Annotated in this window: 22 protein-coding genes and 2 tRNA genes; 21 read left to right on the top strand and 3 right to left on the bottom strand. The window is 39.2% G+C overall.

Features of this window, described 5'->3' with window-relative positions; all coding sequences use genetic code 11:
- Positions 1 to 6 precede the first annotated feature (6 nt).
- From sdhA to B7E05_RS10800, 3 genes are all read left to right on the top strand, one after another.
- Complete coding sequence (gene sdhA, locus B7E05_RS10790) at positions 7 to 1,755, top strand: succinate dehydrogenase flavoprotein subunit (protein ID WP_080874202.1); 1,749 nt, start codon at positions 7 to 9, stop codon at positions 1,753 to 1,755.
- A 15-nt stretch (positions 1,756 to 1,770) separates the two neighbouring features.
- Positions 1,771 to 2,535 (top strand): succinate dehydrogenase iron-sulfur subunit, encoded by a 765-nt coding sequence (gene sdhB / locus B7E05_RS10795; RefSeq protein ID WP_080874203.1) that lies wholly within the window; start codon positions 1,771 to 1,773, stop codon positions 2,533 to 2,535.
- A 122-nt stretch (positions 2,536 to 2,657) separates the two neighbouring features.
- On the top strand, positions 2,658 to 3,098 hold the full coding sequence (locus B7E05_RS10800) for an acyl-CoA thioesterase (protein WP_080874204.1): 441 nt from the start codon (positions 2,658 to 2,660) through the stop codon (positions 3,096 to 3,098).
- A 122-nt stretch (positions 3,099 to 3,220) separates the two neighbouring features.
- On the opposite strand, the gene B7E05_RS10805 is transcribed toward B7E05_RS10800, so the two are convergent.
- Both B7E05_RS10805 and B7E05_RS10810 read right to left on the bottom strand, forming a co-directional pair.
- On the bottom strand, positions 3,221 to 4,138 hold the full coding sequence (locus tag B7E05_RS10805; protein ID WP_143833218.1) for an Ltp family lipoprotein: 918 nt from the start codon (positions 4,136 to 4,138) through the stop codon (positions 3,221 to 3,223).
- A gap of 351 nt (positions 4,139 to 4,489) precedes the next feature.
- Positions 4,490 to 4,714, bottom strand: a complete 225-nt coding sequence (locus tag B7E05_RS10810) for a helix-turn-helix domain-containing protein (RefSeq protein WP_080874205.1) — start codon at positions 4,712 to 4,714, stop codon at positions 4,490 to 4,492.
- Between the two features lie 526 nt (positions 4,715 to 5,240).
- On the opposite strand from B7E05_RS10810, the gene B7E05_RS10815 reads away from it, so the two are divergent.
- From B7E05_RS10815 to yihA, 14 genes are all read left to right on the top strand, one after another.
- Positions 5,241 to 5,657: a MarR family winged helix-turn-helix transcriptional regulator gene (locus tag B7E05_RS10815; RefSeq protein WP_379591074.1), complete on the top strand. Its 417-nt coding sequence runs from the start codon at positions 5,241 to 5,243 to the stop codon at positions 5,655 to 5,657.
- Positions 5,658 to 5,680: 23 nt separating this feature from the next.
- Positions 5,681 to 6,496 carry a glutamate racemase gene (gene racE, locus B7E05_RS10820; RefSeq protein WP_080874207.1) on the top strand — a complete coding sequence of 272 codons (816 nt, stop codon included), beginning with the start codon at positions 5,681 to 5,683 and terminating at the stop codon, positions 6,494 to 6,496.
- Between the two features lie 279 nt (positions 6,497 to 6,775).
- On the top strand, positions 6,776 to 7,834 hold the full coding sequence (locus B7E05_RS10825; RefSeq protein WP_080874208.1) for a GerMN domain-containing protein: 1,059 nt from the start codon (positions 6,776 to 6,778) through the stop codon (positions 7,832 to 7,834).
- Positions 7,835 to 7,992: 158 nt separating this feature from the next.
- Positions 7,993 to 8,739 (top strand): ribonuclease PH, encoded by a 747-nt coding sequence (gene rph, locus B7E05_RS10830; RefSeq protein ID WP_080874209.1) that lies wholly within the window; start codon positions 7,993 to 7,995, stop codon positions 8,737 to 8,739.
- Positions 8,740 to 8,758: 19 nt separating this feature from the next.
- On the top strand, positions 8,759 to 9,352 hold the full coding sequence (locus B7E05_RS10835; protein WP_080874210.1) for an XTP/dITP diphosphatase: 594 nt from the start codon (positions 8,759 to 8,761) through the stop codon (positions 9,350 to 9,352).
- Between the two features lie 69 nt (positions 9,353 to 9,421).
- On the top strand, positions 9,422 to 9,931 hold the full coding sequence (locus B7E05_RS10840) for a metallophosphoesterase (protein WP_080874211.1): 510 nt from the start codon (positions 9,422 to 9,424) through the stop codon (positions 9,929 to 9,931).
- Positions 9,932 to 10,123: 192 nt separating this feature from the next.
- Positions 10,124 to 10,197: transfer RNA gene (locus B7E05_RS10845), tRNA-Gly, on the top strand.
- A gap of 5 nt (positions 10,198 to 10,202) precedes the next feature.
- A tRNA-Arg gene (locus B7E05_RS10850) sits at positions 10,203 to 10,276 on the top strand.
- 234 nt (positions 10,277 to 10,510) lie between these two features.
- Positions 10,511 to 11,485, top strand: coding sequence for a tetratricopeptide repeat protein (locus B7E05_RS10855; protein WP_080874212.1), 975 nt, complete (start codon positions 10,511 to 10,513; stop codon positions 11,483 to 11,485).
- A 118-nt stretch (positions 11,486 to 11,603) separates the two neighbouring features.
- A complete protein-coding gene (gene tig / locus B7E05_RS10860) occupies positions 11,604 to 12,890 on the top strand; it encodes a trigger factor (RefSeq protein WP_080874213.1) in 1,287 nt (428 codons plus the stop codon).
- Positions 12,891 to 13,238: 348 nt separating this feature from the next.
- Positions 13,239 to 13,460 (top strand): ClpX C4-type zinc finger protein, encoded by a 222-nt coding sequence (locus tag B7E05_RS22690; RefSeq protein ID WP_425435110.1) that lies wholly within the window; start codon positions 13,239 to 13,241, stop codon positions 13,458 to 13,460.
- Positions 13,453 to 14,730 (top strand): ATP-dependent protease ATP-binding subunit ClpX, encoded by a 1,278-nt coding sequence (clpX, locus tag B7E05_RS10870; RefSeq protein WP_080874215.1) that lies wholly within the window; start codon positions 13,453 to 13,455, stop codon positions 14,728 to 14,730. Before B7E05_RS22690 ends, clpX begins: the two co-directional genes overlap by 8 nt.
- 191 nt (positions 14,731 to 14,921) lie before the next feature.
- Positions 14,922 to 17,258: an endopeptidase La gene (lon, locus tag B7E05_RS10875; protein ID WP_080874216.1), complete on the top strand. Its 2,337-nt coding sequence runs from the start codon at positions 14,922 to 14,924 to the stop codon at positions 17,256 to 17,258.
- Entirely contained in the window at positions 17,248 to 17,829 is a 582-nt protein-coding gene (gene yihA, locus B7E05_RS10880; protein ID WP_080874217.1) for a ribosome biogenesis GTP-binding protein YihA/YsxC, read from the top strand. Before lon ends, yihA begins: the two co-directional genes overlap by 11 nt.
- A gap of 48 nt (positions 17,830 to 17,877) precedes the next feature.
- Here the strand turns inward: yihA and B7E05_RS10885 are convergent, their stop codons facing one another.
- The gene (locus B7E05_RS10885) at positions 17,878 to 18,357 is read right to left on the bottom strand and encodes a LiaI-LiaF-like domain-containing protein (RefSeq protein WP_080874218.1); all 480 of its coding nucleotides are present in this window, start codon (positions 18,355 to 18,357) and stop codon (positions 17,878 to 17,880) included.
- Positions 18,358 to 18,687: 330 nt separating this feature from the next.
- Between B7E05_RS10885 and hemA the strand changes: the two genes are divergently transcribed.
- The 4 genes from hemA to hemB all read left to right on the top strand — a co-directional run bounded on the left by hemA (position 18,688) and on the right by hemB (position 22,854).
- Positions 18,688 to 20,061 (top strand): glutamyl-tRNA reductase, encoded by a 1,374-nt coding sequence (gene hemA / locus B7E05_RS10890; RefSeq protein WP_080874219.1) that lies wholly within the window; start codon positions 18,688 to 18,690, stop codon positions 20,059 to 20,061.
- Between the two features lie 117 nt (positions 20,062 to 20,178).
- The gene (gene hemC / locus B7E05_RS10895; protein ID WP_080874220.1) at positions 20,179 to 21,105 is read left to right on the top strand and encodes a hydroxymethylbilane synthase; all 927 of its coding nucleotides are present in this window, start codon (positions 20,179 to 20,181) and stop codon (positions 21,103 to 21,105) included.
- Positions 21,106 to 21,107: 2 nt separating this feature from the next.
- Positions 21,108 to 21,878, top strand: a complete 771-nt coding sequence (locus tag B7E05_RS10900; protein ID WP_080874221.1) for a uroporphyrinogen-III synthase — start codon at positions 21,108 to 21,110, stop codon at positions 21,876 to 21,878.
- Entirely contained in the window at positions 21,871 to 22,854 is a 984-nt protein-coding gene (gene hemB, locus B7E05_RS10905) for a porphobilinogen synthase (RefSeq protein WP_080874222.1), read from the top strand. The genes B7E05_RS10900 and hemB overlap by 8 nt, the downstream gene beginning before the upstream one ends.
- The last annotated feature ends 8 nt before the right edge of the window (positions 22,855 to 22,862 follow it).

Genomic DNA, 22,862 nt, shown 5'->3' on the forward strand with positions numbered 1-22,862 from the left:
TAACGAATGAGTAAAAAAGTTGCTGTAGTCGGCGGCGGTTTAGCCGGTTTGATGGCTACAATCAAAGCTGCTGAAGCAGGAGTAAATGTGGATCTATTTTCTATCGTACCTGTAAAACGTTCTCACTCTGTATGTGCACAAGGCGGTATTAATGGAGCGGTTAATACAAAAGGTGAAGGAGATTCTCCGGATCTGCACTTTGACGATACAGTTTATGGTGGAGACTTTCTCGCTAACCAACCGCAAGTAAAAGCAATGTGTGATGCTGCACCAGGTATTATACATATGTTTGATCGTATGGGCGTTATGTTTAACCGTACGCCGGAAGGATTATTGGATTTCCGACGTTTTGGCGGTACGCAGATGCACCGTACAGCATATGCAGGGGCAACGACAGGTCAGCAGTTATTATATGCCTTAGACGAGCAGGTTCGCCGCTATGAAGTGGAAGGACTTGTTACGAAATTTGAAGGTTGGGAATTCCTGGAAGCTGTTATTGATGAAAATGGTGTTGGAAAAGGAATTGTGGCTCAAAATGTGAAAACACATGAAATTAAGGCGTTTCGATCCGATGCAACCATTTTTGCGACAGGAGGACCTGGAATTATTTTTGGTAAATCAACCAACTCTATGATTAATACAGGTTCAGCAGCAAGTAAACTTTACTTGCAGGGAGCAAAATACGCAAATGGAGAATTTATTCAAATTCATCCGACTGCCATTCCCGGCGATGATAAACTCCGCTTAATGAGTGAGTCAGCTCGTGGAGAAGGCGGTCGTATTTGGACGTATAAAGACGGGGAACCATGGTATTTCCTTGAAGAAAAATATCCGGCATATGGTAACCTTGTCCCTCGTGATATTGCAACGAGAGAAATTTTTGATGTGTGCGTCAATCAAAAACTTGGCATTAATGGGGAAAACATGGTTTACCTTGATTTATCTCATAAAGATCCAAAAGAATTGGATGTAAAACTTGGTGGAATTATTGAGATTTATGAGAAGTTTGTCGGGGAAGATCCTCGTAAAGTACCGATGAAAATTTTCCCTGCAGTTCATTATTCCATGGGCGGCCTATGGGTTGATCAAAAGCAGATGACAAGTATTCCGGGAATCTTTGCTGCCGGCGAATGTGACTATTCACAGCATGGCGGTAATCGTCTCGGCGCCAATTCCTTATTGTCAGCAATTTACGGTGGTACAGTGGCAGGTCCAAGTGCAATTGAATATATTGAAAGCTTGGACGAGCATGTGGAAGAACTTCCGGATGAACTCTATCAATCTCGTGAAGAAGCAGAACAAGAAGATTTTGATAAGCTGATGAATATGCAAGGTACAGAGAATGCTTATCAAATTCATAAAGAGCTTGGAGAATGGATGACGGATAATGTAACGGTTGTCCGTGATAATGATAAATTATTGAAAACAGATGCGAAAATTGTCGAATTGATAGAACGCTGGGAAAATATTAATATTAATGATACTTCCCGCTGGCACAATCAGGGTGTTATGTTTACCCGTCAATTAAAACATATGCTTCAATTAGCTCGTGTGATCACGAAAGGTGCATACAATCGAAATGAAAGCCGTGGAGCCCACTATAAACCAGCGTTCCCGGAACGTAATGATGAAGACTGGCTGAAAACAACTATCGCAGAATATGATGCGAAAAATAATGAGCCGGTATTTAGTTATGAAGATGTGGATGTTTCTTTGATTACGCCTCGTAAACGAGATTATACAACTAAACATTAGAAAGGAGTAAACGAAATGGCTGAACAAAGTAAAATTACTTTTATTATCACAAGACAAGACGGCCCGGATTCTGCTCCTTATGAGGAAACGTTTGAGATACCTTATAGACAGAATATGAATGTTATTTCTGCTTTAATGGAAATCCGGCAAAATCCTGTCAATAAGAATGGAGAGCAAACTACACCTGTTATGTGGGACATGAACTGCTTAGAGGAAGTTTGTGGTGCATGTTCCATGGTAATTAACGGTACTGCTAGACAGTCCTGCGCAGCGCTGGTTGATCAGCTGGAGCAGCCTATCCGCTTAGAACCAATGTCAACATTCCCGGTTGTCCGCGATCTTATTGTTGACCGGGAGCGTATGTTTGATGCGTTAAAACAGGTAAAAGCATGGATTCCAATTGATGGAACACATGATTTAGGTCCTGGACCACGTATGCCGGAAAATAAACGTCAATGGGCATATGAATTATCTAAATGTATGACATGCGGTGTTTGTTTGGAAGCTTGTCCAAATGTCAATGACAATTCGAATTTTATTGGTCCTGCTGCCATTTCCCAAGCGCGTTTATTTAACGCTCATCCAACTGGAGAAATGAATGCAAGTGAACGTTTGAACGGTTTAATGGAAGATGGCGGTATTGACGGGTGCGGAAACTCTCAAAACTGTGTGCAAGTTTGTCCGAAAGGAATTCCTTTGACAACTTCTATTGCCGCAATGAACCGTGCTACCAATATTCAAGCTTTTAAAAACTTCTTTGGAAGCGACGCAGCACTTTAATAGATAAAGAGTGAACCCTGACCAAATCCAGGTTAGGGTTCTTTCTCAATAAAAAATGTAAGCGCTTCGAAAATCGGTTGAATTCCTGGCACCAAATTATAAAAGAGAGAGGAAAAGGGTGTATGAGTCGTATTTCTTATATTGAAGATTTTTTAACGTGGGAAAAGGAATTTTCTTTCTATATCCCTGTATCGGTTCGATTCTCTGAAACAGATATGTATGGGCATGTGAATAATGTATCCCCCTTTATTTATTTTGAAGAAGCCCGCATTGCTTATTTACATCATATAGGCTTTTTATCAAAGGATATGCGCCAAAAAGATGGAATTATTGTCGTCGATTTGCAATGTAATTATCTGAAGGAGCTTTATTTCGGTGATGATATTCGTGTTTATGTGAAAACAGCGTCTGTTGGAAATACTTCTTTTGATATTCACTATAAAGTCGTGAGGCAAGAGGAAGTTATACTGACAGCCCGGGGAAGATTAGTGTATATGGATACAGAAAAGAAAGAACCGCAAAAATTGACCGAGGCATTAAAACAGAAATTAATAGAGACATAGCACGTATTTAAAAATACTCCTAAAAGCTTCAGATATTCCCAACTGCCATGTAACAACCCGATTAAATAGAAAGAAAAAGTCATCCTTTATTTAGGATGACTTTTATACTAAAGCGAACTATTTTATAATCCTGCTTGTTCCGCAGCATAGGTAGCATGCTCATTACTAAACCCTTCAAAAACGAGCTGTTCAATCAAACCGCTTTTTGAAAAACTAGAGTAAGCTAAATAGTCTTCAGCTGTTAAAACAGCTTGTTCCTGCCAATCAACATTTAGTTGGCTGACAGCATTAGAAGCGTGCTCATTGCTGAACCCTTCAAAAACGAGCTGTTCAATCAAACCGCTTTCTGAAAAACTAGAATAGGCCAAGTAATCTTCAGCCGTGAAGACAGCCTGTTCCTGCCAATCAACGTCTAGTTGATTCACAGCATAAGTTGCTTCTTCATTATTAAATCCTTCAAATTCCAATTGTTCGATTAAACCACTCTCTGAGAAAGATGAATAACTTATATAATCTCTAGCTGCACTCACTGCGTTTTGCTGGGATAAAGTTTCTCCAGCTTCTTCTATTTCGGAAGTATCTTCTTCCGCTTCATCAAGTTCTTCCGTTTCGTCAAGTGCTTCTTCTTCAGCAGGCTCTTCTTCTACTTCATCAAGTTCCTCTAAATCATCAAATTCCTCTGCTTCAGTAAGATCTTCCTCAACTTCTTCAGACGCTTGAGCTTCAGCAGGTTCTTCTTCCAGATTATCAAGCTCTTCTACTTCAACAAAATCTTCTTCCTTTTCTTCCGCTTCTTCGGTTTGAGCAGGTTCTTCTTCCGCTTCTTCCGCTTCTTCCGCTTCTTCCGCCTCATGCGATTCGTCAGATTCATCCTTGGCTTCTTCTGGTGCTTCTTCATCATTAGTATTTGTTTCTACTTGATCTGGTTCTTCCGCTGCTTCCTCTTCATCTCCACAACCGCTTAAAAATGCAGCAACTGTGATAAACGCAATCAACAATAAATGCCATTTTTTAAGCAGACCTATTTTTTCTTTTTTCACATTGACCACCCCTGTATGTATAATAAGTAAATTTTACCATAACTAATTCAATAGTAATAGATGCTATTTTTCTTTTTTACCGTACAATTTCTCTGCAAAAATAAAATAAAAAAGTCTGAGTTCCTTTTTACGAAACTCAGACTTATACAGCGCCTTCATATAGCTTTAGATGATATCTGTGAGGAATGACGATAAAGAATACGACTAAATGGCAAGAGCAATTGCGGGAAATCTTACCATTCCATGCATTTATTGATATGAGCTCAAAATAAAAATCAAATAAAATAAGAAAGTAAATGTATTTTGATCTCGAATAACATCCTGATTTATCGTTTTCTTTTATCTTTGTGTTTATAGTTTTAATTCGCCCATGCGAAGCAATTCAACAACAGCCTGTGAACGGCCTTTTACCCCCAGTTTTTGCATCGCGTTTGAAATGTGGTTCCTCACAGTTTTTTCTGAGATGAATAGCTCTTGGGCAATCTCTTTCGTTGTTTTATCTTGTACTAATAGTTCAAACACTTCTTTCTCGCGTTTGGTCAGTAGCTGCTTCGGTTTATACCCATTTTCCTTCAAATGTTACCCCCTCCTTGCTTTATAGAACTGCATCATGAAGGGAAATTATTTAGTCGATATAGCTTATGAAGGCTGAAAGAAAAGAGTGCGTACATTTTTGAAGAGAATTTGACTGCTTTGCTTTAAAAAAGTTTTCAAGAAGTTATTTTTAGGTTACTATGTATTACAAGTATATAAAGTAAAAATTAATTTGTGAGGGATATGCTCGTTGAATAGGAGAAGAATAAAGGGGAAGTATGTGACAGCGGTTCTATAACGTGCATCTCATAAACTGGAACGAGTAGACCCGCTACTGGCTATCCGACTGCTGCTTCGATTGTCCAACACTTTCTCTGCTCAAATTGGGAATCTTGCAATAGCCCTTCAATGAGGCGAGTAATCGCAGCCCCAGTCCCAGTCAGTTATATTGCGATGAAATAAATTTACAACAAATGCGACACAATTAGTGTTAAAATACCAAGAGTGGATTTTACATTTAGGGGGTATTGGTTTGGAAAAGAATCAAGAAGTAGAAGCAGTTCATAAAATGGAAAAACAGTTGCGATATATTTCCGGTATGATTAAACAAAATGGACGAAAAATCTTACACCATTATCCGATAACTTCCCCACAGTTTATTGCACTGCAATGGCTTTTGGAGGAGGGAGACCTGACAGTAGGCGAATTGTCTAACCGAATCAGCCATGCGTTTAGTACGACGACAGACTTGGTCGACCGGCTGGAGAAAAATGAATTGGTAGAGCGTGTCCGGGATACCAATGATCGTCGTGTGGTGCGGATTCATCTTTTGGAAAAAGGGAAACATATTATCGAAGAAGTTATTCAAAAACGCCAGGAATATTTACAGGATGTTTTATCACCATTCTCAGATGAGCAAAAAGACACGTTAAATGAATTATTAAGCTTTTTGCATGATGAAATGAAGCAAGTTAATGAAAAGTAAAGAAACAAAAGGGAGAGAGAATTTTGGAACAGCCGATTGGTGTCATTGATTCCGGTGTGGGCGGTCTGACAGTTGTTCATGAACTAATGAGACAGCTGCCAAAAGAACCACTTATTTACTTAGGAGATACGGAAAGATGTCCATATGGACCAAGGACAGAAGAAGAGGTAAAACAATTTACTTGGGAAATGGTCCATTTTTTGTTGGAAAAAAACATAAAAATGCTTGTGATAGCTTGTAATACAGCAACAGCGTTTACGATAAAAGATTTACATGAAAAACTGGATATACCCGTTATTGGTGTCATTAAGCCTGGGGCAAGAGCTGCGATTAAGTCGACAGAAAATGATTATATCGGCATTATCGGGACAGAAGGAACCGTACGGAGTGAAGCTTACAGCTATGCACTTCGTCAAATCAAGTCAGAAATTGAAGTTCTATCTTTGGCTTGTCCGGCGTTTGTCCCAATGGTGGAAAAAGGCTTGCTGGATGGACCGGAAGCAAAACAGGTAGTCGAAAAGGCATTAGTTCCGATTATAGAGCATGATAAAATGGATACATTGATTCTGGGCTGCACGCATTATCCTTTGTTAAAAGATACCATCCAAGAGGTGGTCGGCGAGGAGATCAAGGTTATTTCTTCCAGCGAAGAAACCGCGAGAGAGACAAGCACGACGTTAGATATTCACCAAATTGCGAATGATAATGGTCAAATGCCGCTGCATCAATTTTATGCAACCGGAGATTTGGAGATTTTTATAGATATTACACAAAAAATATTTAAAGATAGCCAATTTGAAGTGCTTACGATTAAACATGCTGACCTGCAGGCCGTGTAATAACAGCGGGAAAGCATTATTGATAGAACTAAAAACGCCTGAGCTGTAACGAAATGCATTTACAGTTCAGGCGTTTTTACATACTTTCAAGACGTATAGTTGTTGTATGAAAGTTTTCTATCTCCTTTAAAAGTCGCTCTACCACGGATGAATAAAGAAATACTAGCTGCTTTAGAAAGATTTATTCCGTTTTTGTTTGTTAAACTACCCAATTCATGGTCTATTTCAGCAAGGGAGCTCGTATAATTAATAGTACAAACCATCTTGGGAGGTAGTTGCATGGGTAAATCAATAATCCGATTAATTGTGGCGTTTGGAATATTAGTCTTGTTAGCTGGTTGCTTTAAAGGAGAACAGTCATCAAAAGAGGTAGACCCTCCACAAAATGCAGAAGCAGTGAATGGCGAAGAAACAGAAGAAGGGGAAGATACTGCAGCTACTCCTGCGGAAGCGGAAGATACGGTTTCCAGAGAGCTGTACTTAATTGATTCGAATGGCATGGTTGCTTCACAAATGGTAGATCTGCCTGTTCCGGAAGAAAACCAAGTGGCACAACAGGTGGTTGAATATATGGTTAAAGGTGGTCCAATAACGCCAATGTTGCCGAATGGATTTCAGGCTGTGCTTCCAGAAGATACGGAAGTTCTTGGTATTGACCTGCAAGAGGATGGTACGATTGTCGTTGATTTATCCGAGGATTTTTCAGAATATGAAGCGTCATCGGAGCTGCCTATTTTAGAAGCTGTTACGCATACTTTGACACAATTTGATAATGTCCATAAAGTCAAGCTTCGGGTAGACGGTGTTGATTTAAAAGAAATGCCTGTCAATGGGACACCGATTAATAATGGATATACGCGGGCAAATGGCATTAATCTCACAAACAATGATACGTTGGACTATTTTAATAGTAGTCCGGTAACGATGTTTTATCCGGCAGAACAAGAAAACAACCGTTATTATGTCCCGGTTACGCAATATGTAGAGATGGAAGATGAGAGTGACATAGCAGGCGTTATTAATGAGCTGATGGATGGTCCTGGTTATCAAAATCAAGTTGTCAATGTATTCAGTCCGGAAGCTGCTTTAACAGAAGATCCGGTTATCGAGGAAGGCGTCGCCAACTTGACATTTAACGAAGGAATTCTAATGGATGCTGAACAACATATTATTTCAGATGAAGTGATGGAGACAGTGGTCAGAACATTAACACAGCAGCCAGATATAGACGCCGTGAATGTTCAGGTTGAAAATGTGGATGAAGTATTTAATGAAAACGGAGAACCTTATTCAGCACCGGTATCTGCACAGTTATATACACCAGGTGAAGAACTGTAAAATGATAAATCAAAGTATCTGAAGCGTGATTTACTTCCTCTTCAGGTACTTTTTTTTATGTAGCCTGGAATATGGCTGTTATTCCTTCCGCAGCATTCTCATGTTTCTTTTTTAGAAAATATGATAAGCTATGTAATGTGAAATAAGGAGGAAATCAGATGGAAAGACATGACAATAGAAAAGCAGATGAATTACGCCCAGTTACAATAACACCAGGTTATATTACCCATCCGGAAGGGTCGGTACTAATGGAAATGGGTCAGACAAAAGTAATTTGTAATGCGAGTATAGAAGATAGAGTACCTCCATTTATGAGAGGACAAGGAAAGGGCTGGATTACAGCAGAATACGCGATGCTTCCTCGTGCAACGGAGCAGCGTAATATTCGGGAATCTTCCAAAGGGAAAGTAAGTGGAAGAACCATGGAGATTCAACGATTAATCGGACGTGCTTTACGTTCTGTTGTTGACCTTTCAAAAATTGGTGAACGGACAATCTGGATTGATTGCGATGTTATTCAAGCGGATGGCGGAACGCGAACTGCATCCATTACAGGTGCGTACATAGCTATGGTAACGGCACTCCATCAGCTCGTTGAAAATAAAGTGCTTAAGGAGTTTCCAGTATCCGATTTCTTAGCAGCAATTTCTGTCGGTGTATTACCGGATGGACAAGAAGTACTTGACTTGAATTATCTGGAGGATAGTACAGCGGATGTCGATATGAATATTGTTATGACAGGAAAAGGTGAGTTTGTTGAACTGCAGGGAACGGGAGAAGAAGCTACATTCAATGCACAGCAATTACAAGCAATGTTACAATTGGGTGAACAAGGTGTTCAAGCGTTAATTGATAAACAAAAAGAAACGTTGGGATCTATTACAGATTTAGTTAATCAAAACTGATTTTATTGGAGGATAAGCAGTGAAGAAGATTATTATTGCAACCAAAAATAAAGGAAAAGTGAAAGAGTTCAGGGCTTTTTTTGCTCCTCATAACATTGAGGTTGTTTCTTTACTGGACTTGGAAGAGGATATTCCAGATATTGAAGAAACTGGAGAAAGCTTTGTGGAAAATGCAGCTATCAAAGCGGAACAGATTGCCAATCGTTTTCAACAACCGGCGCTTGCCGATGATTCAGGACTTATTATTGATAGCCTGGAAGGCAGACCTGGTATTTATTCTGCAAGATATGCCGGGGAACCTACAGATGATCAGTCTAATATCGATAAGATTCTGGGGGAAATGAAAGAAGTTCCTAATGATGCGCGTGATGCCCGATTTATTTGTGTTTTAGCGATTTCCCGTCCCGGGGAGGAAACCATGTTTGTAACGGGTTATTGTGAAGGTCATATTCAAACAGAGCAAAGTGGACAAAACGGTTTTGGGTATGATCCTATTTTTGTTCCGGAAGGGTACGAAAAAACAATGGCAGAACTTGATCCGGCTGAAAAAAATCAAATAAGCCACCGGAACATGGCAATGCATCAATTAGAAAATAAAATCCATCTATTATAAAATACAACCTGATTCTATAAAGGATTTTAAGGAAGGGCACCTGTGTAAAGAGAGAAGAGGAGGCATATAATGACAAGCGTACTGATTACCAGTGACAGTCATGGATTGACAAAGGAACTGGAAGAAATGAAGGAAAAGCATGCTGCCGATTTATACATCCACTGCGGTGATTCTGAGCTGGATTTTGATGCTGAGCAGCTGAGCGCATTTTATAAGGTAGCTGGGAATTGTGATTTTGACTCGCTCTATCCAGAACAGGAAGTCATTGATTTACATGGCCTTCGTTTCTTCGTGACACATGGCCATCTTCATCAAGTGAAAAGCAGTTTAACTAATTTATCTTATGCAGCTGAAGAACAGGGCGCAAATATCGTATGTTTTGGTCATACACACATTGCCGGTGCTGAAAAAATTGGTCATCAATTATTTATTAACCCGGGTAGTATTCGTATGCCTCGAAACCGTGTGGAGAAAACATATGCGATTTTGAGCTGGGAAGAAGCAAATGATGTTCAAGTGGATTTTTATACTTTAAAAGGTGGAAAAGTAGAAGATATGACTTATCACATTTCTTTATAAAAAAGTAGTAAAGCAGTTCATATTTGTTTGGAAGAGAGGATATGAACTGCTTACACCCAGCTTTAACCAGAAATTATTAAAACTGGAAAATAAAATTTAAAAATCTGTTGACAAAAACTTCTTCTACACATATAATATTACTTGTCCGTTAAAAACGGCGTACATAATAAGAGAGATAAACGTACAGTAATTGCGGGTGTAGTTTAATGGTAAAACCTCAGCCTTCCAAGCTGATGACGAGGGTTCGATTCCCTTCACCCGCTCCATTCTTGTCCCAGTAGCTCAGTAGGATAGAGCAATAGCCTTCTAAGCTATGGGTCGCAGGTTCGAATCCTGCCTGGGACATCATCAAAAGTCGTACAGCGCCGGGCGTTGTAGGGCTTTTCTTTTTTTAAAATTTACTTTTTAAAAAAGATATGATTGGTGACTTCCATTTCAAAACGGCGATACGAAAGGAATTTCTTAAGGGTTAAAAGTTTCTTTATTAACAAACTCTATAATTAATAGTTTAAATCATGTAGGATATGGGTATAACAGATTTGATAAACAATTTTGGTAATCCAGAATAGAGGTGAGCAAATGAAAGATAGCACAAAGGTAATCTTATTTCCGAATACAAAAAAGCAGCTAGAAGAAGAAGGGTTACATGCACTGCAAGAAAAAAGATATAAAGAAGCATTAGAAAAACTAAATTGTCTGATTGATTATCATGAAGGAAGCCATGAAATATATATCGGTAAAATCATGTGCCTGATGGAATTAGGAAATTATAAAGATGCTGAACAGCTTAGTGAAAATTTATTAGCCAGAAAAGATGCACATTATTATCATTACTTTCACATCTATTTAACCATTTTGTTTCAAACCAGTCAGTACCAGCATTTGATGGATCTGTTAGAAATCGAGTTTGAACATAATATGATTCCTGATATGCTTCAAGAGCCTTTTCAACAGTTATATGAAATGAGCGGGAATATGAAAATGGGAATTGATGAAGATAATGCCAGAGGTTTTCAGGAAGAATTTAAAGAAGCTGTGCACCAAGAGGATTATATGAAACAATGGAATTTGCTTGAGCATCTCAGGCGGCTAAAAGCAGATCCTGAGGAGGAAAACATCAAGTTGCTTGAAGATCCTCACATTCATCCGGTTATTAAAACAGCTTTATTAAAATGGCTTAAAGAAGCTGGTGTAGAGAGATCAGTCCACATACATAAGTTTGAGACAAATACAATCATTCAGCCATCTGAACTGACCAGGATAGATAACGAGGAGAGTTACCTATTTATAATGAAAGAATTAGAAGAAAGAGTAAAAGCCAATCCTACTTTATTAAATCTGATTGGACAGCTCGTCTATCGTTATTTTTATGTGACCTATCCGTTCACACCTGAAAAAAATGATATCTATGCTTTTATAGACGCGGTCTATACGCTCGGAAATGCGTATTTACAGTTGGATACACCGCAGGAGGAACTGGATAATGTTGCTGAATCCTGGATGGAATCTATAAAAATTTGTAACTCCCTCTATTTAAGTATCATTGAGGAATAGTTAAATGCTTGAAACACGAAAGATTTGTGTTATAATGAGGTGGTTGTAAATTAGGGAAATTGATTAATCAAACGAATAATGAAATGTAATGATAGATTTGATTTTGGAGGGAATAATAATGACAACAAAATGGGAAAAACAAGAAGACAACAAAGGAGTATTAACGTTTGAAGTTTCTGCAGAAGAATTTGATCAAGCGTTAGACCAGGCATTTAAAAAAGTATCAAAGGATGTCCAAATTCCTGGATTCCGTAAAGGAAAAATACCTCGCAGTATTTTTGAAAAACGCTTTGGGGTAGAATCACTTTATCAAGATGCAGTAGATATTGTACTTCCGGGTGCTTATTCTGCAGCAGTTGATGAAGCAAACATTTTCCCAATTGCGCAACCATCGATTGATATTGACCAGATTGAAAAAGGACAGCCGCTTGTTTTCACTGCTGAAGTAGAAGTGAAACCGGAAGCGAAACTTGGTGAATATAAAGGATTGGAAGTAGAAGAACAATCTGTAGAAGTAACTGATGAAGATGTAGAACAAGAAATTGAAAATCTTCGTGAACGTCATGCAGAATTAGTTGTTAAAGAGGATGAAGAAATTGAAGAGGGCGATACAGCCGTAATCGATTTTGAAGGATTCAAAGATGGTGAGCCGTTTGAAGGCGGTAAAGACGAAAATCATTCATTGGAAATTGGTTCCGGACAATTTATCCCTGGATTTGAAGAACAATTAATCGGTAAAAAAGCCGGTGATGAAACAGAAGTTCCAATTACTTTCCCTGAAGAGTATCATGCAGAAGACCTGGCTGGTCAAGAAGCTGTGTTTAAAGTGAAAATTCATGAAGTGAAAGCGAAAGAACTTCCTGAATTGGATGATGAATTCGCTAAAGACGTAGACGAAGACGTTGAAACGCTTGATGAGTTAAAAACGAAAAAACGGGAAGAGCTTGAAGCAAACAAAAAACAGCAAGCTGAAAACGAAAAACGGGAAGCATTGGTTCAACAAGTCACAGATAATGTGGAAGTAGACGTACCGAAAGCAATGGTAGATACGGAAGTGGATCAAATGTACCGTGAATTTGAACAGCAGCTTCAAATGCAGGGAATGACAATGGAAATGTACAGTCAATTCTCCGGTCAAGATGAGAATGCATTAAAAGAGCAAATGCGTGAAGATGCTGAAAAACGCGTGAAAACAAACCTTGCTTTAGAAGCAATTGTTGAAGCAGAAGACTTGAAAGCTAGTCAAGAAGACATTGACGCGGAACTTGAGAAAATGAGTTCCATGTACGGTGTTGAAAAAGAGCAACTTGTACAAATGCTTGGCGGTTCAACAGAAATGCTTGAAAATGATCTGAAAACACGTGCTGCTATTGACTTCTTAGTGGAACACAGCACAACAAAATAAATGAACAGGGAATAAATAAAAAAGAGGATAAAAAGACAAGGTGCGCTAAGATACGTGCCTTGTCTTTCCTGTTAATGAGGACAAAGTCGAAAAATGGGGTTTTTTGGCGAAATAAAAAAGATTGAATCTTTTTTTGCTCTTTGCACAAGGACTTCCCTTAAAAACTTGCCTTACCACGTTTCACTTTATCGGCCTGAAAAGCTATTCGAAACACGCTGTACAGATATAATGGCAAATAGTTGACATTTAAAAGAAATAATGCATACTGGAATGACAGAGTTACCATGCAATGGACTAGAAGAATTGTATAAAGTATATTGTTTTGTATTTCTATATGTATCTGATATGATGAATTATAAAGCTGACTGCTGGCCTGTCATAGCTCATGAGAAAGCGGGTGGAGTTGTTTCAAAGATAAATGTTGAGAATGGCCAGTCCCAATGCTCTTTTTGTGACAGGAACGAGGAAGAGGTTCGAAAGTTAGTGGCAGGTTCAGACGTTAATATATGTAAAGAAGTGTTGAGAAAGTCTCAGAGATTGTTTAGGAAGGCGGCGAAAAGTAATGTTTAAATTTAATGAAGAAAAAGGGCAGCTAAAATGTTCTTTTTGTGGCAAAAGTCAAGAACAGGTCCGTAAGCTGGTAGCTGGTCCCGGTGTTTATATATGTGATGAATGTATTGAATTATGTACAGAAATTGTTGAAGAGGAGCTTGGCACAGAGGAAGGCATGGAAATGAATGAAATTCCAAAGCCGAAAGAAATCTGTGATATCCTGGATGATTATGTTATCGGCCAGGATAAAGCGAAAAAGAACCTTTCTGTCGCAGTATACAATCACTACAAACGTGTTAACTCCGGTATGAATAACGGAGACGTAGAAATAGCGAAAAGTAATATTGCAATGATTGGACCGACTGGTAGCGGGAAAACGTTATTAGCTCAAACATTAGCGAGAATTATTAATGTTCCATTTGCAATGGCGGATGCGACATCCTTAACAGAAGCAGGATATGTCGGGGAAGATGTAGAAAATATTCTTCTCAAGCTAATTCAATCTGCTGATTATGATGTAGAAAAAGCAGAAAAAGGCATTATTTATATCGATGAAATTGATAAAGTAGCCCGAAAATCTGAAAATCCGTCTATTACAAGAGACGTATCCGGAGAAGGTGTACAGCAGGCTCTTCTAAAAATTCTTGAAGGTACAGTGGCAAGTGTTCCTCCTCAAGGCGGAAGAAAACATCCACATCAGGAATTTATTCAAATCGATACAACCAATATCCTCTTTATTGTCGGTGGGGCATTTGACGGAATTGATCAAGTGGTTAAACGCCGTATCGGTAAAAAAGTGATTGGTTTCGGAGCCAATGAAGAACAAGAAGAATTGACTACAGCAGAGCTGTTAACGAAAGTTCTTCCAGAAGATTTACTTCGTTATGGACTCATTCCGGAATTCATCGGACGTATTCCAGTAATTGGCAGCCTGACACCATTGGATGAGGATGCGCTTATTGAAATTCTTACCAAGCCAAAAAATGCATTGGTCAAGCAATATCAAAAGCTGTTTGAAATCGATAATGTCGAGCTGGATTTTGAAGAAGAAGCACTGAATGAAATTGCTAAAAAAGCAATTGAACGAAAAACAGGTGCAAGGGGTCTTCGCTCTATTATTGAAGGGATAATTGTAGACGTCATGTTCGATCTTCCATCCAGGGAAGACGTTGAAAAATGTGTCATTACAAAAGATACAGTTATCCAGGAAAATGGCAGTCCAAAACTTGTTTTCCAGGATGGCACCGTTCAAGAAGGAAATGAAAAATTCCCAAAAGAAAGTGCATAATAGAAACGTAAATAAAAAATGGGGGAAATGCAGGTTCTGGTTAGAGAATCTGCATTTTTCCGCTTCATGATTATTGAAGTAATGATTTATAACAAAAGAAGATACAACAGTGTTTACTTTTTGATGAATTTTTTTTACACTGAGAAAGAGCCTTACAGAGAAAATAATAAAACAGAATAAGGGGTGAATGTATGGCAGCAAATTATTTTAAAATGCCGCTGTTGCCTGTGCGGGGATTAATCATCTTTCCATCGATGGTATTACACCTCGATGTAGGCAGGGATAAGTCGATTGCTTCTTTAGAACAAGCTATGCAGGCAGATCAATACATATTTTTAGCTTCCCAAAAGAAAATGAATTCAGATGACCCGGATCCTTCTGATATATATAACATTGGTACCGTTGCAAAAGTGAAGCAAATTACAAAGCTGCCAAATGGCACGCAAAGAGTACTGGTAGAGGGATATTACCGGGCTGAGGTTGTCCGTTACTTGGAAGAAGAAGCGAACTTTATTGTAGAAGTAGAAGAGAAAGAAGATATTCTTGGAGATGAATATGAAACAGAAGCATTAATGCGTTCGTTACTTGATCAATTCCAGCAATACATAAAAGTTTCCCGGAAGTTAACAGAAGAAACATTTAAAACCGTTGGGGATATCGATCATCCAGGCCGTTTAGCGGATATGATTACTTCCCATCTTTCTTTAAAACTGGATGACAAGCAGGAAATACTCGAATGTTTTGATGTGACAGAAAGAATACATAAACTTTTAGATGTCATTGCCGACGAGCAAAAAATATTATCTCTGGAGAAGAAAATAGGACAAAAGATTAAAACGTCTATGGAGAAAACCCAAAAAGAATATTATTTAAGGGAACAATTGAAGGTTATCCAGAAAGAATTAGGTGACCGTGATGGCAGGACGAGCGATTTGGAACAGCTACGTGCAAAAATTGAACAGTCCGATATGCCAGAAAGAATCAGCAATGTTGCCTTGAAGGAGCTGGGGCGCTATGAGAAAGTGCCACAGTCATCAGCAGAAAGTTCTGTAATCCGAAATTATTTGGAATGGCTCATCGCGCTTCCGTGGCAAACAAAAACAGAAGATAATATCCAATTAAAAAAAGCGGAAAAAGTACTCAATGCAGATCACTATGGTTTGGAAAAGGTGAAAGAACGTATATTGGAATATTTAGCTGTTCAAAAATTGACCAACACGATAAAAGGACCGATTTTATGTTTAGTCGGACCGCCTGGGGTTGGAAAAACTTCTCTGGCTCAATCAATTGCCAGTGCAATCGATCGGAATTTTGTCCGCATTTCTTTGGGAGGCGTTCGGGATGAAGCGGAAATCCGTGGACACCGCCGGACTTATATTGGTGCCATGCCGGGAAGAATTATGCAAGGGATGCGTCGTGCAGAAACGGTTAATCCGGTTTTTTTACTCGATGAAATAGAGAAAATGTCCAATGATTTCAGGGGAGACCCATCCTCTGCTATGTTGGAGGTTTTAGATCCGGAACAAAATCATAATTTTAGCGATCATTATATTGAAGAAACCTATGATTTATCAAATGTGCTTTTCATTGCTACGGCAAATAATGTCAACAGCATTCCGGAACCTTTGCTGGACCGGATGGAGTTAATTTCTATCCCGGGTTATACAGAAGTTGAAAAAACGCATATCGCGAAACGTTACCTTTTGCCGAAACAAATTGAAGAAAATGGGTTGACGAAGAGCAAGGTACAGATCCGTGAATCAGCTATTTTGAAGTTAATCCGAACTTATACAAGAGAAGCAGGTGTACGGGGGCTGGAAAGACAACTTGCCACGCTTTGCCGTAAAGCAGCTAAAGAACTTGTGACGGATGAAGGAAAAGATCGCATTGTTATTACGGAGCGTATGGTGGAAGTATATCTCGGTAAACCGGTGTACCGCTATGGAATGATTGAAGAAGAGAATCAGGTTGGAGCGGCAACAGGCCTTGCGTATACAACGGCAGGCGGAGATATTTTATCCATTGAAGTAACGCATTATCCCGGCAAAGGGAATTTGAAACTCACCGGGAAGCTTGGCGGCGTGATGCAGGAATCAGCGCAGGCAGCTTTTAGTTATGTCCGCTCTTGTACAGAACAATTGCAGATTGAGCCGGATTTTTATGAAAAATATGATATTCATATTCATGTTCCTGCTGGAGCAACGCCGAAGGATGGACCTTCAGCTGGGATTACCATCGCGACGGCGCTTGTCTCTTCATTAACAGGGCGAGCTATAAAAAAAGAAGTCGGTATGACCGGAGAGATTACACTTCGCGGGCGCGTTCTGCCGATTGGCGGATTAAAAGAGAAATCATTGAGTGCGCATAGAGCAGGGCTTACAACGATTATTATACCTGAGGAAAATAAAAAAGATATCGAGGATATACCTGAAAGCATTCGCGATAATCTTGATTTTATTCCAGTAAAATCATTGGATGAAGTATTAGAAATCGCATTGGTAAAGGAGGACGGACAACATGAAAGTTAATCAAGCAGAAATTGTCATCAGTGCTGTCAGTGAGAAGCAATATCCAGCGGAGAAATACCCGGAATTTGCACTTGCGGGCCGCTCCAATGTCGGGAAATCTTCTTTAATTAATAAGTTGATTAACCGGAAAAACTTGGCAAGAACGTCATCTAAACCAGGAAAGACACAAACGTTAAATTTCTATCTAATTAATGAATCTCTTTATTTTGTTGATGTTCCCGGATACGGTTATGCGCAGGTATCTAAACAGGAACGGGCAAAATGGGGCGGAATGATGGAAGAATATTTTAAAAACAGAGAACCGCTCCGGGCTGTTATTCTGATTACGGATTTACGTCATGAGCCGACAGATGATGATGTGCAGATGTATGATTATTTGAAATTCTTTGAGCTGCCGGTGATTGTTATTGGAACAAAAAAGGATAAGATTCCGAAAACAAAGCAGGATAAGCATATCAAACGCTCGAAAAAAGTACTGGACATGGATCCGGAAGATATTTTCATTCCTTTTTCTGCAGAGACCGGAGATGGGAAAGATGCGGTCTGGTCAGCTATAAAATCTTTTATCTAAGCAAATAATAAAGGATACGGCAGAAGCAAAAGCTCCTGACCGTATCCTTTATTTACGTTTGAGCATAATAATACCTAAAAGAACAAGTAAAACGGGCCAAAAGCGTTCCAAAAAGGAAACAATCGGCTCCAACCAGCTGGTATATATCGAGAGTTGTTCCGAAAAAAGAAAAAGTAAACCTGCAAGAATAAAAACAGCGCCTGAGAAAAACCCTTTTTTCGTTTTGGTATATCGGATAATAAAGGCAAGTCCTATAATAATGAGGTAGACAGACCAATCATCGACCCAAAAGGAATAGTGGTTTATGCCATGCAGATGGATTCCGATTCCGAAAAGTAACGTACCTATAAACAAATTCTGATATGTTTTTGTCGTATAACTGTGAATAATAATACCAATCCCGATGACAATAAGAAAAGATTGCCATGAGTAAAGATCAACAAAAAATGGAATCCGCAGTTCCCGGAATAAAAGAAAAATACCGATTCCGATACATAAATAAGCAAGCAATGAATGCTTTCTCTTCACAAAAAGATCCTCCTCCCATTTCCATACTATTCTAATGTATCAAACTGTCGTGTAATAAATAAAGTCTTTAAGTGCAGAAAGACGTAAAAGAAAGCGTGTTCCTTGCTATAAAGTTTCAGTTATGTTACATTACAGTCGGAATAAGTCGTTGCAGCAGGCGTCTATATTTAACCGGCATGAATCACCTAACGATACATATTCTTATATTACGTGCCAATTGTTTCAGATTCTGTTCACATTTTAGCACGTACAGCATTTTATGACATGTTATAATGATTATTAGTTAATAATAATAAGTATAAATCATTTTATTGTAGTGGGGGTAGTACTGTGCATATTTTAAAGGTTGGTTTTAATTACAAAACAACCCCTGTAGAGGTTAGGGAAAAATTTACATTTGACGAAAATAAATTGTCAGAAGCGATGGTTGCATTGAAGGATCAAAAAAGTATTCTTGAAGATGTGATTGTTTCAACATGCAATCGGACGGAAGTATACGCCGTAGCAGATCAGCTTCATACTGGCAGATATTATATTAAACAATTTTTAGCAGACTGGTTTGGAGAAGAAAAAGAAACCTTTTCCACATACCTGCAAATAACAGAAGATGATGGTGCTATAGAACATTTATTCCGAGTAACAACCGGCCTTGATTCGATGGTGCTTGGAGAAACACAAATTCTTGGCCAGCTCAAACAAGCCTTCTTACAAGCACAGCAGGCAAATACAACAGGCACGATTTTTAATGAGCTGTTTAAACAAGCGATTACGTTTGGGAAACGAATGCATAAAGAAACCGGAATTGGTGAACATGCGGTGTCCATCAGTTATGCTGCTGTGGAATTAGCAAAAGCAAAATTCGGTGATTTGAGCAATAAGCATATTGCTATTTTAGGAGCCGGAAAAATGGGCGAATTAGCAGCAAAAAATATTCAGGGCGCCGGCGCAGGTGAAATTACAGTGATTAACCGCACACAGGAAAAAGCGGAGATGATGGCTGCTAAATTCAATGCCAATGTAGCTGGAATAGATGAACTGGGATCTGTATTAGAAAAAGCAGATATTCTAATCAGCTCTACTGGTTCTGCATCGATTGTTTTATCCAGAGAAGCGATTGAAAAGGTCCAAAAGAAACGGCAGGATAAGGCATTATTTTTAGTAGATATAGCTGTTCCACGGGATATTGATCCGGATATTGCAGCAGTCAATCAGGTTGCTTTATATGATATTGACCACCTGCAGCACATTGTAGATGATAATTTAGAAGCGAGAAAAGCAGCTGCAGAACAGATAGAAATAATGCTAGAAGAAGAAATTGTCCAATTTAAAGAATGGATGAAGACACTAGGAGTTATTCCAGTAATATCTGCTCTCAGACAAAAAGCATTGTCTATCCAATCGGAAACAATGAAAAGTATTGAACGGAAAATACCAAGTTTAACGGAACGTGAGAAAAAGGTACTTAACAAGCATACGAAAAGTATTATTAATCAATTGCTGAAAGAGCCGATTACGCAGGCAAAAGAATTTGCTGGCACTGATCAGGCAGATGAGGCGTTGCAGTTATTTATTGATATTTTCGGCATTGAAAATGAGGTAAGCGAAGAGTTTGAGAAGCAAATGAAAAAGAATGAAACACGAACTGAATTCACTCAAGAGGAATCTCCTTCATTTAAAGTCGTTGAACGGGTACCTACTGCTTAAGCAGGGTGCTTCGGCCGGTGTAAATCATTCATATCCAACCAGAAGGTTTACGGAATTACTTTCTGGTTGCTTTTTATTGTAGAAGAAACCTGGGAAAGTCGAGGAGGAAAAGACATCATGCGAAAAATAATTGTTGGTTCCAGAAAAAGTAACTTAGCTATGACACAAACGAAATGGGTTATTAATCAGTTGAAAAAAGCTGGTGTTCAAAATGAATTTGAGATCAAGCAAATTGTTACAAAGGGAGATCAGATTCTTGATGTAACCTTATCAAAGGTTGGTGGAAAAGGTCTTTTTGTGAAAGAAATTGAAAAAGCAATATTTGACAAAGAAATTGATTTTGCGGTGCATAGTATGAAGGATATGCCTTCTGCACTTCCGGAAGGGTTGGATATTTCCTCTATTCCTGATAGAGAAGACCACCGTGATGCTTATATTGCAAAAGATCATGTGAAATTAGCGGACTTAAAAGCAGGCGCTATTGTGGGAACAAGCAGTTTACGCCGTGGAGCTCAAATTCTGGCAGCCAGACCGGATTTAGAAATTAAGTGGATTCGGGGAAACGTAGAAACACGTATTCGTAAATTAAATGATGAAGATTACGATGCAATTATTTTAGCTGTGTCCGGTTTGAAACGTGTCGGCTTGAGTGAGGAACTGATTACCGAATACTTGGATCCTGAAATTTGTGTACCTGCTGTCGGACAAGGGGCGCTGGCAATTGAAAGTCGTGCGGATGATTCGGAATTAACGGAACTTGTCCAAAAGATTCACCATGATTATACGGCAAAAACCGTTGCTGCTGAGCGTACTTTTCTGCATCTGTTAGAAGGAGGCTGCCAAGTGCCGATTGGCGGTTATGCTTATTTGAATGGGGAAGAAGTTATCTTAGTAGCCTTAGTCGGTACACCTGATGGAAAAACCATTTTGAAAGAAGTTGTCCGGGGTACAGATCCGGTTCAGGTGGGCCGGGAAGCTGCCGATATATTAATCAAGCAGGGTGCAAAAGAAATTGTGGATCGCGTGAAAGAGGAGATGGAATAATCATGGGAAAGCCGCTTCACGGGGAGCGCATTTTGATAACAAGAGAAGTGACAAAAGCCGATGCAATGGCAGAAAAAGTCACGAAACTAGGGGGGAACCCCATTGTTGTCCCAATGATTGAAATAAAATTGAAAAAGCAACTTGAGAATCATTCGATTCTGGAGCGCCTTGCCGATTTCAGCTGGGTGCTTCTAACAAGTGCTAATGGTGTGCACGGTTTTTTTCAGCTTCTTCGTCAGCAGCATATGGCACTCCCGCAAACATTAAAAATTGGGGTTGTCGGAAAAAAAACGGAGAACGTATTAAATGCATACGGTTATAGCGCTTCTTTTGTTCCGGAAACTTTTGATGCGATGACGATGGCAGAAGGATTTATGTCATTTTACGATAAAAGGAAAAAACCCGTCCTTCTTATCCGAGGAAATTTATCCCGAAAGACGTTGCCGGAAAAATTTCGGGAAGCACAGATTCCTTTTGAAACATTGGAAGTATATGAGACAATGTATGCTAGAAAATCAACACAGGCGCTTAATCAGGTCCTTCCATCTGTGGATTATATCACATTTACAAGTCCATCTACCGTGGAAGCATTTGCTGCATTAGCAGCATATATCCCTGACAAAGCAACGTATATTTGCATTGGTCAGACAACAGAAGAAAAAGCAGAGGAGGAAGGTATCCCTAATCTGTATACTTCTTCTCCGTATACAACCGATGCGATGTTGTGTTTAATTGGCAAGTTAGTAAATGAAAGGAAGATGCATAATGAGTGAATTTACTTTTGATAGACATCGACGTTTGCGTTCATCCGCTTCTATGCGGGCACTCGTCCAGGAAACCCATTTACGGGCAACGGATTTTATTTATCCGATTTTTGTGATTGAAGGGGAAGATATCCGCAATGAAGTCCCTTCCATGCCTGGCGTTTACCAGGTTTCTTTTGATCATTTATTAGAAGAAGTGGAAGAAGCTTACCAAGTAGGAATTCGTTCCTTGATTTTATTCGGAGTGGTTACAGAAAAAGATGAAATCGGCTCAGAGGCTTTTCATGATCACGGTATTATTCAAGAAGCAACCCGAATCGTGAAGGAAGCTTATCCGGACATGCTCATTGTGGCTGATACCTGTTTATGCGAATACACGTCACACGGACATTGCGGCGTTATTGAAAATGGAGACGTAGCCAATGATGCTTCTTTGGAACTGTTAGCAAAAACAGCTGTTTCCCAAGCAAAAGCGGGGGCAGATATTATTGCGCCTTCCAACATGATGGATGGTTTCGTAACAGTTATCCGCCATGCTTTAGATGAAGCTGGTTTTCATTATATTCCGATTATGTCCTATGCAGTGAAATACGCATCTGCTTATTATGGTCCTTTCCGTGATGCGGCAGACGGCGCACCACAATTTGGTGACCGGAAAACATACCAAATGAATCCTGCTAATCGTTTGGAGGCAATGCGTGAAGCGAAATCGGATATTAAAGAAGGCGCTGATTTCTTAATTGTAAAACCTACGCTGTCTTATATGGATATTATGCGCGAGGTCAGAGATAATTTTGACGTTCCTGTTGTTGCATATAACGTGAGCGGAGAATATTCCATGATCAAAGCAGCTGCATTAAATGGCTGGATTGATGAGAAACAATTGGTAACAGAAACTCTGTTATCGATGAAACGTGCAGGCGCAGACTTAATTATTACCTATTTTGCAAAAGATGTGGCAAAATGGTTGCAAGAAGATAAATAAGGGAGGAA

It is taken from the genome of Oceanobacillus timonensis (genome assembly GCF_900166635.1).
In the GTDB taxonomy this organism is placed as follows: domain Bacteria; phylum Bacillota; class Bacilli; order Bacillales; family Amphibacillaceae; genus Oceanobacillus; species Oceanobacillus timonensis.

Coding starts and splice junctions, on each gene's coding strand:
- B7E05_RS10855 (WP_080874212.1), top strand. CDS start 10,511: ATGAAAGATAGCACAAAGGTAATCTTATTTCCGAATACAAAAAAGCAG.
- lon (WP_080874216.1), top strand. CDS start 14,922: ATGGCAGCAAATTATTTTAAAATGCCGCTGTTGCCTGTGCGGGGATTA.
- B7E05_RS22690 (WP_425435110.1), top strand. CDS start 13,239: ATGAATTATAAAGCTGACTGCTGGCCTGTCATAGCTCATGAGAAAGCG.
- B7E05_RS10800 (WP_080874204.1), top strand. CDS start 2,658: ATGAGTCGTATTTCTTATATTGAAGATTTTTTAACGTGGGAAAAGGAA.
- yihA (WP_080874217.1), top strand. CDS start 17,248: ATGAAAGTTAATCAAGCAGAAATTGTCATCAGTGCTGTCAGTGAGAAG.
- sdhB (WP_080874203.1), top strand. CDS start 1,771: ATGGCTGAACAAAGTAAAATTACTTTTATTATCACAAGACAAGACGGC.
- B7E05_RS10900 (WP_080874221.1), top strand. CDS start 21,108: ATGGGAAAGCCGCTTCACGGGGAGCGCATTTTGATAACAAGAGAAGTG.
- clpX (WP_080874215.1), top strand. CDS start 13,453: ATGTTTAAATTTAATGAAGAAAAAGGGCAGCTAAAATGTTCTTTTTGT.
- rph (WP_080874209.1), top strand. CDS start 7,993: ATGGAAAGACATGACAATAGAAAAGCAGATGAATTACGCCCAGTTACA.
- B7E05_RS10840 (WP_080874211.1), top strand. CDS start 9,422: ATGACAAGCGTACTGATTACCAGTGACAGTCATGGATTGACAAAGGAA.
- B7E05_RS10815 (WP_379591074.1), top strand. CDS start 5,241: ATGGAAAAACAGTTGCGATATATTTCCGGTATGATTAAACAAAATGGA.
- sdhA (WP_080874202.1), top strand. CDS start 7: ATGAGTAAAAAAGTTGCTGTAGTCGGCGGCGGTTTAGCCGGTTTGATG.
- hemB (WP_080874222.1), top strand. CDS start 21,871: ATGAGTGAATTTACTTTTGATAGACATCGACGTTTGCGTTCATCCGCT.
- B7E05_RS10825 (WP_080874208.1), top strand. CDS start 6,776: ATGGGTAAATCAATAATCCGATTAATTGTGGCGTTTGGAATATTAGTC.
- hemC (WP_080874220.1), top strand. CDS start 20,179: ATGCGAAAAATAATTGTTGGTTCCAGAAAAAGTAACTTAGCTATGACA.
- tig (WP_080874213.1), top strand. CDS start 11,604: ATGACAACAAAATGGGAAAAACAAGAAGACAACAAAGGAGTATTAACG.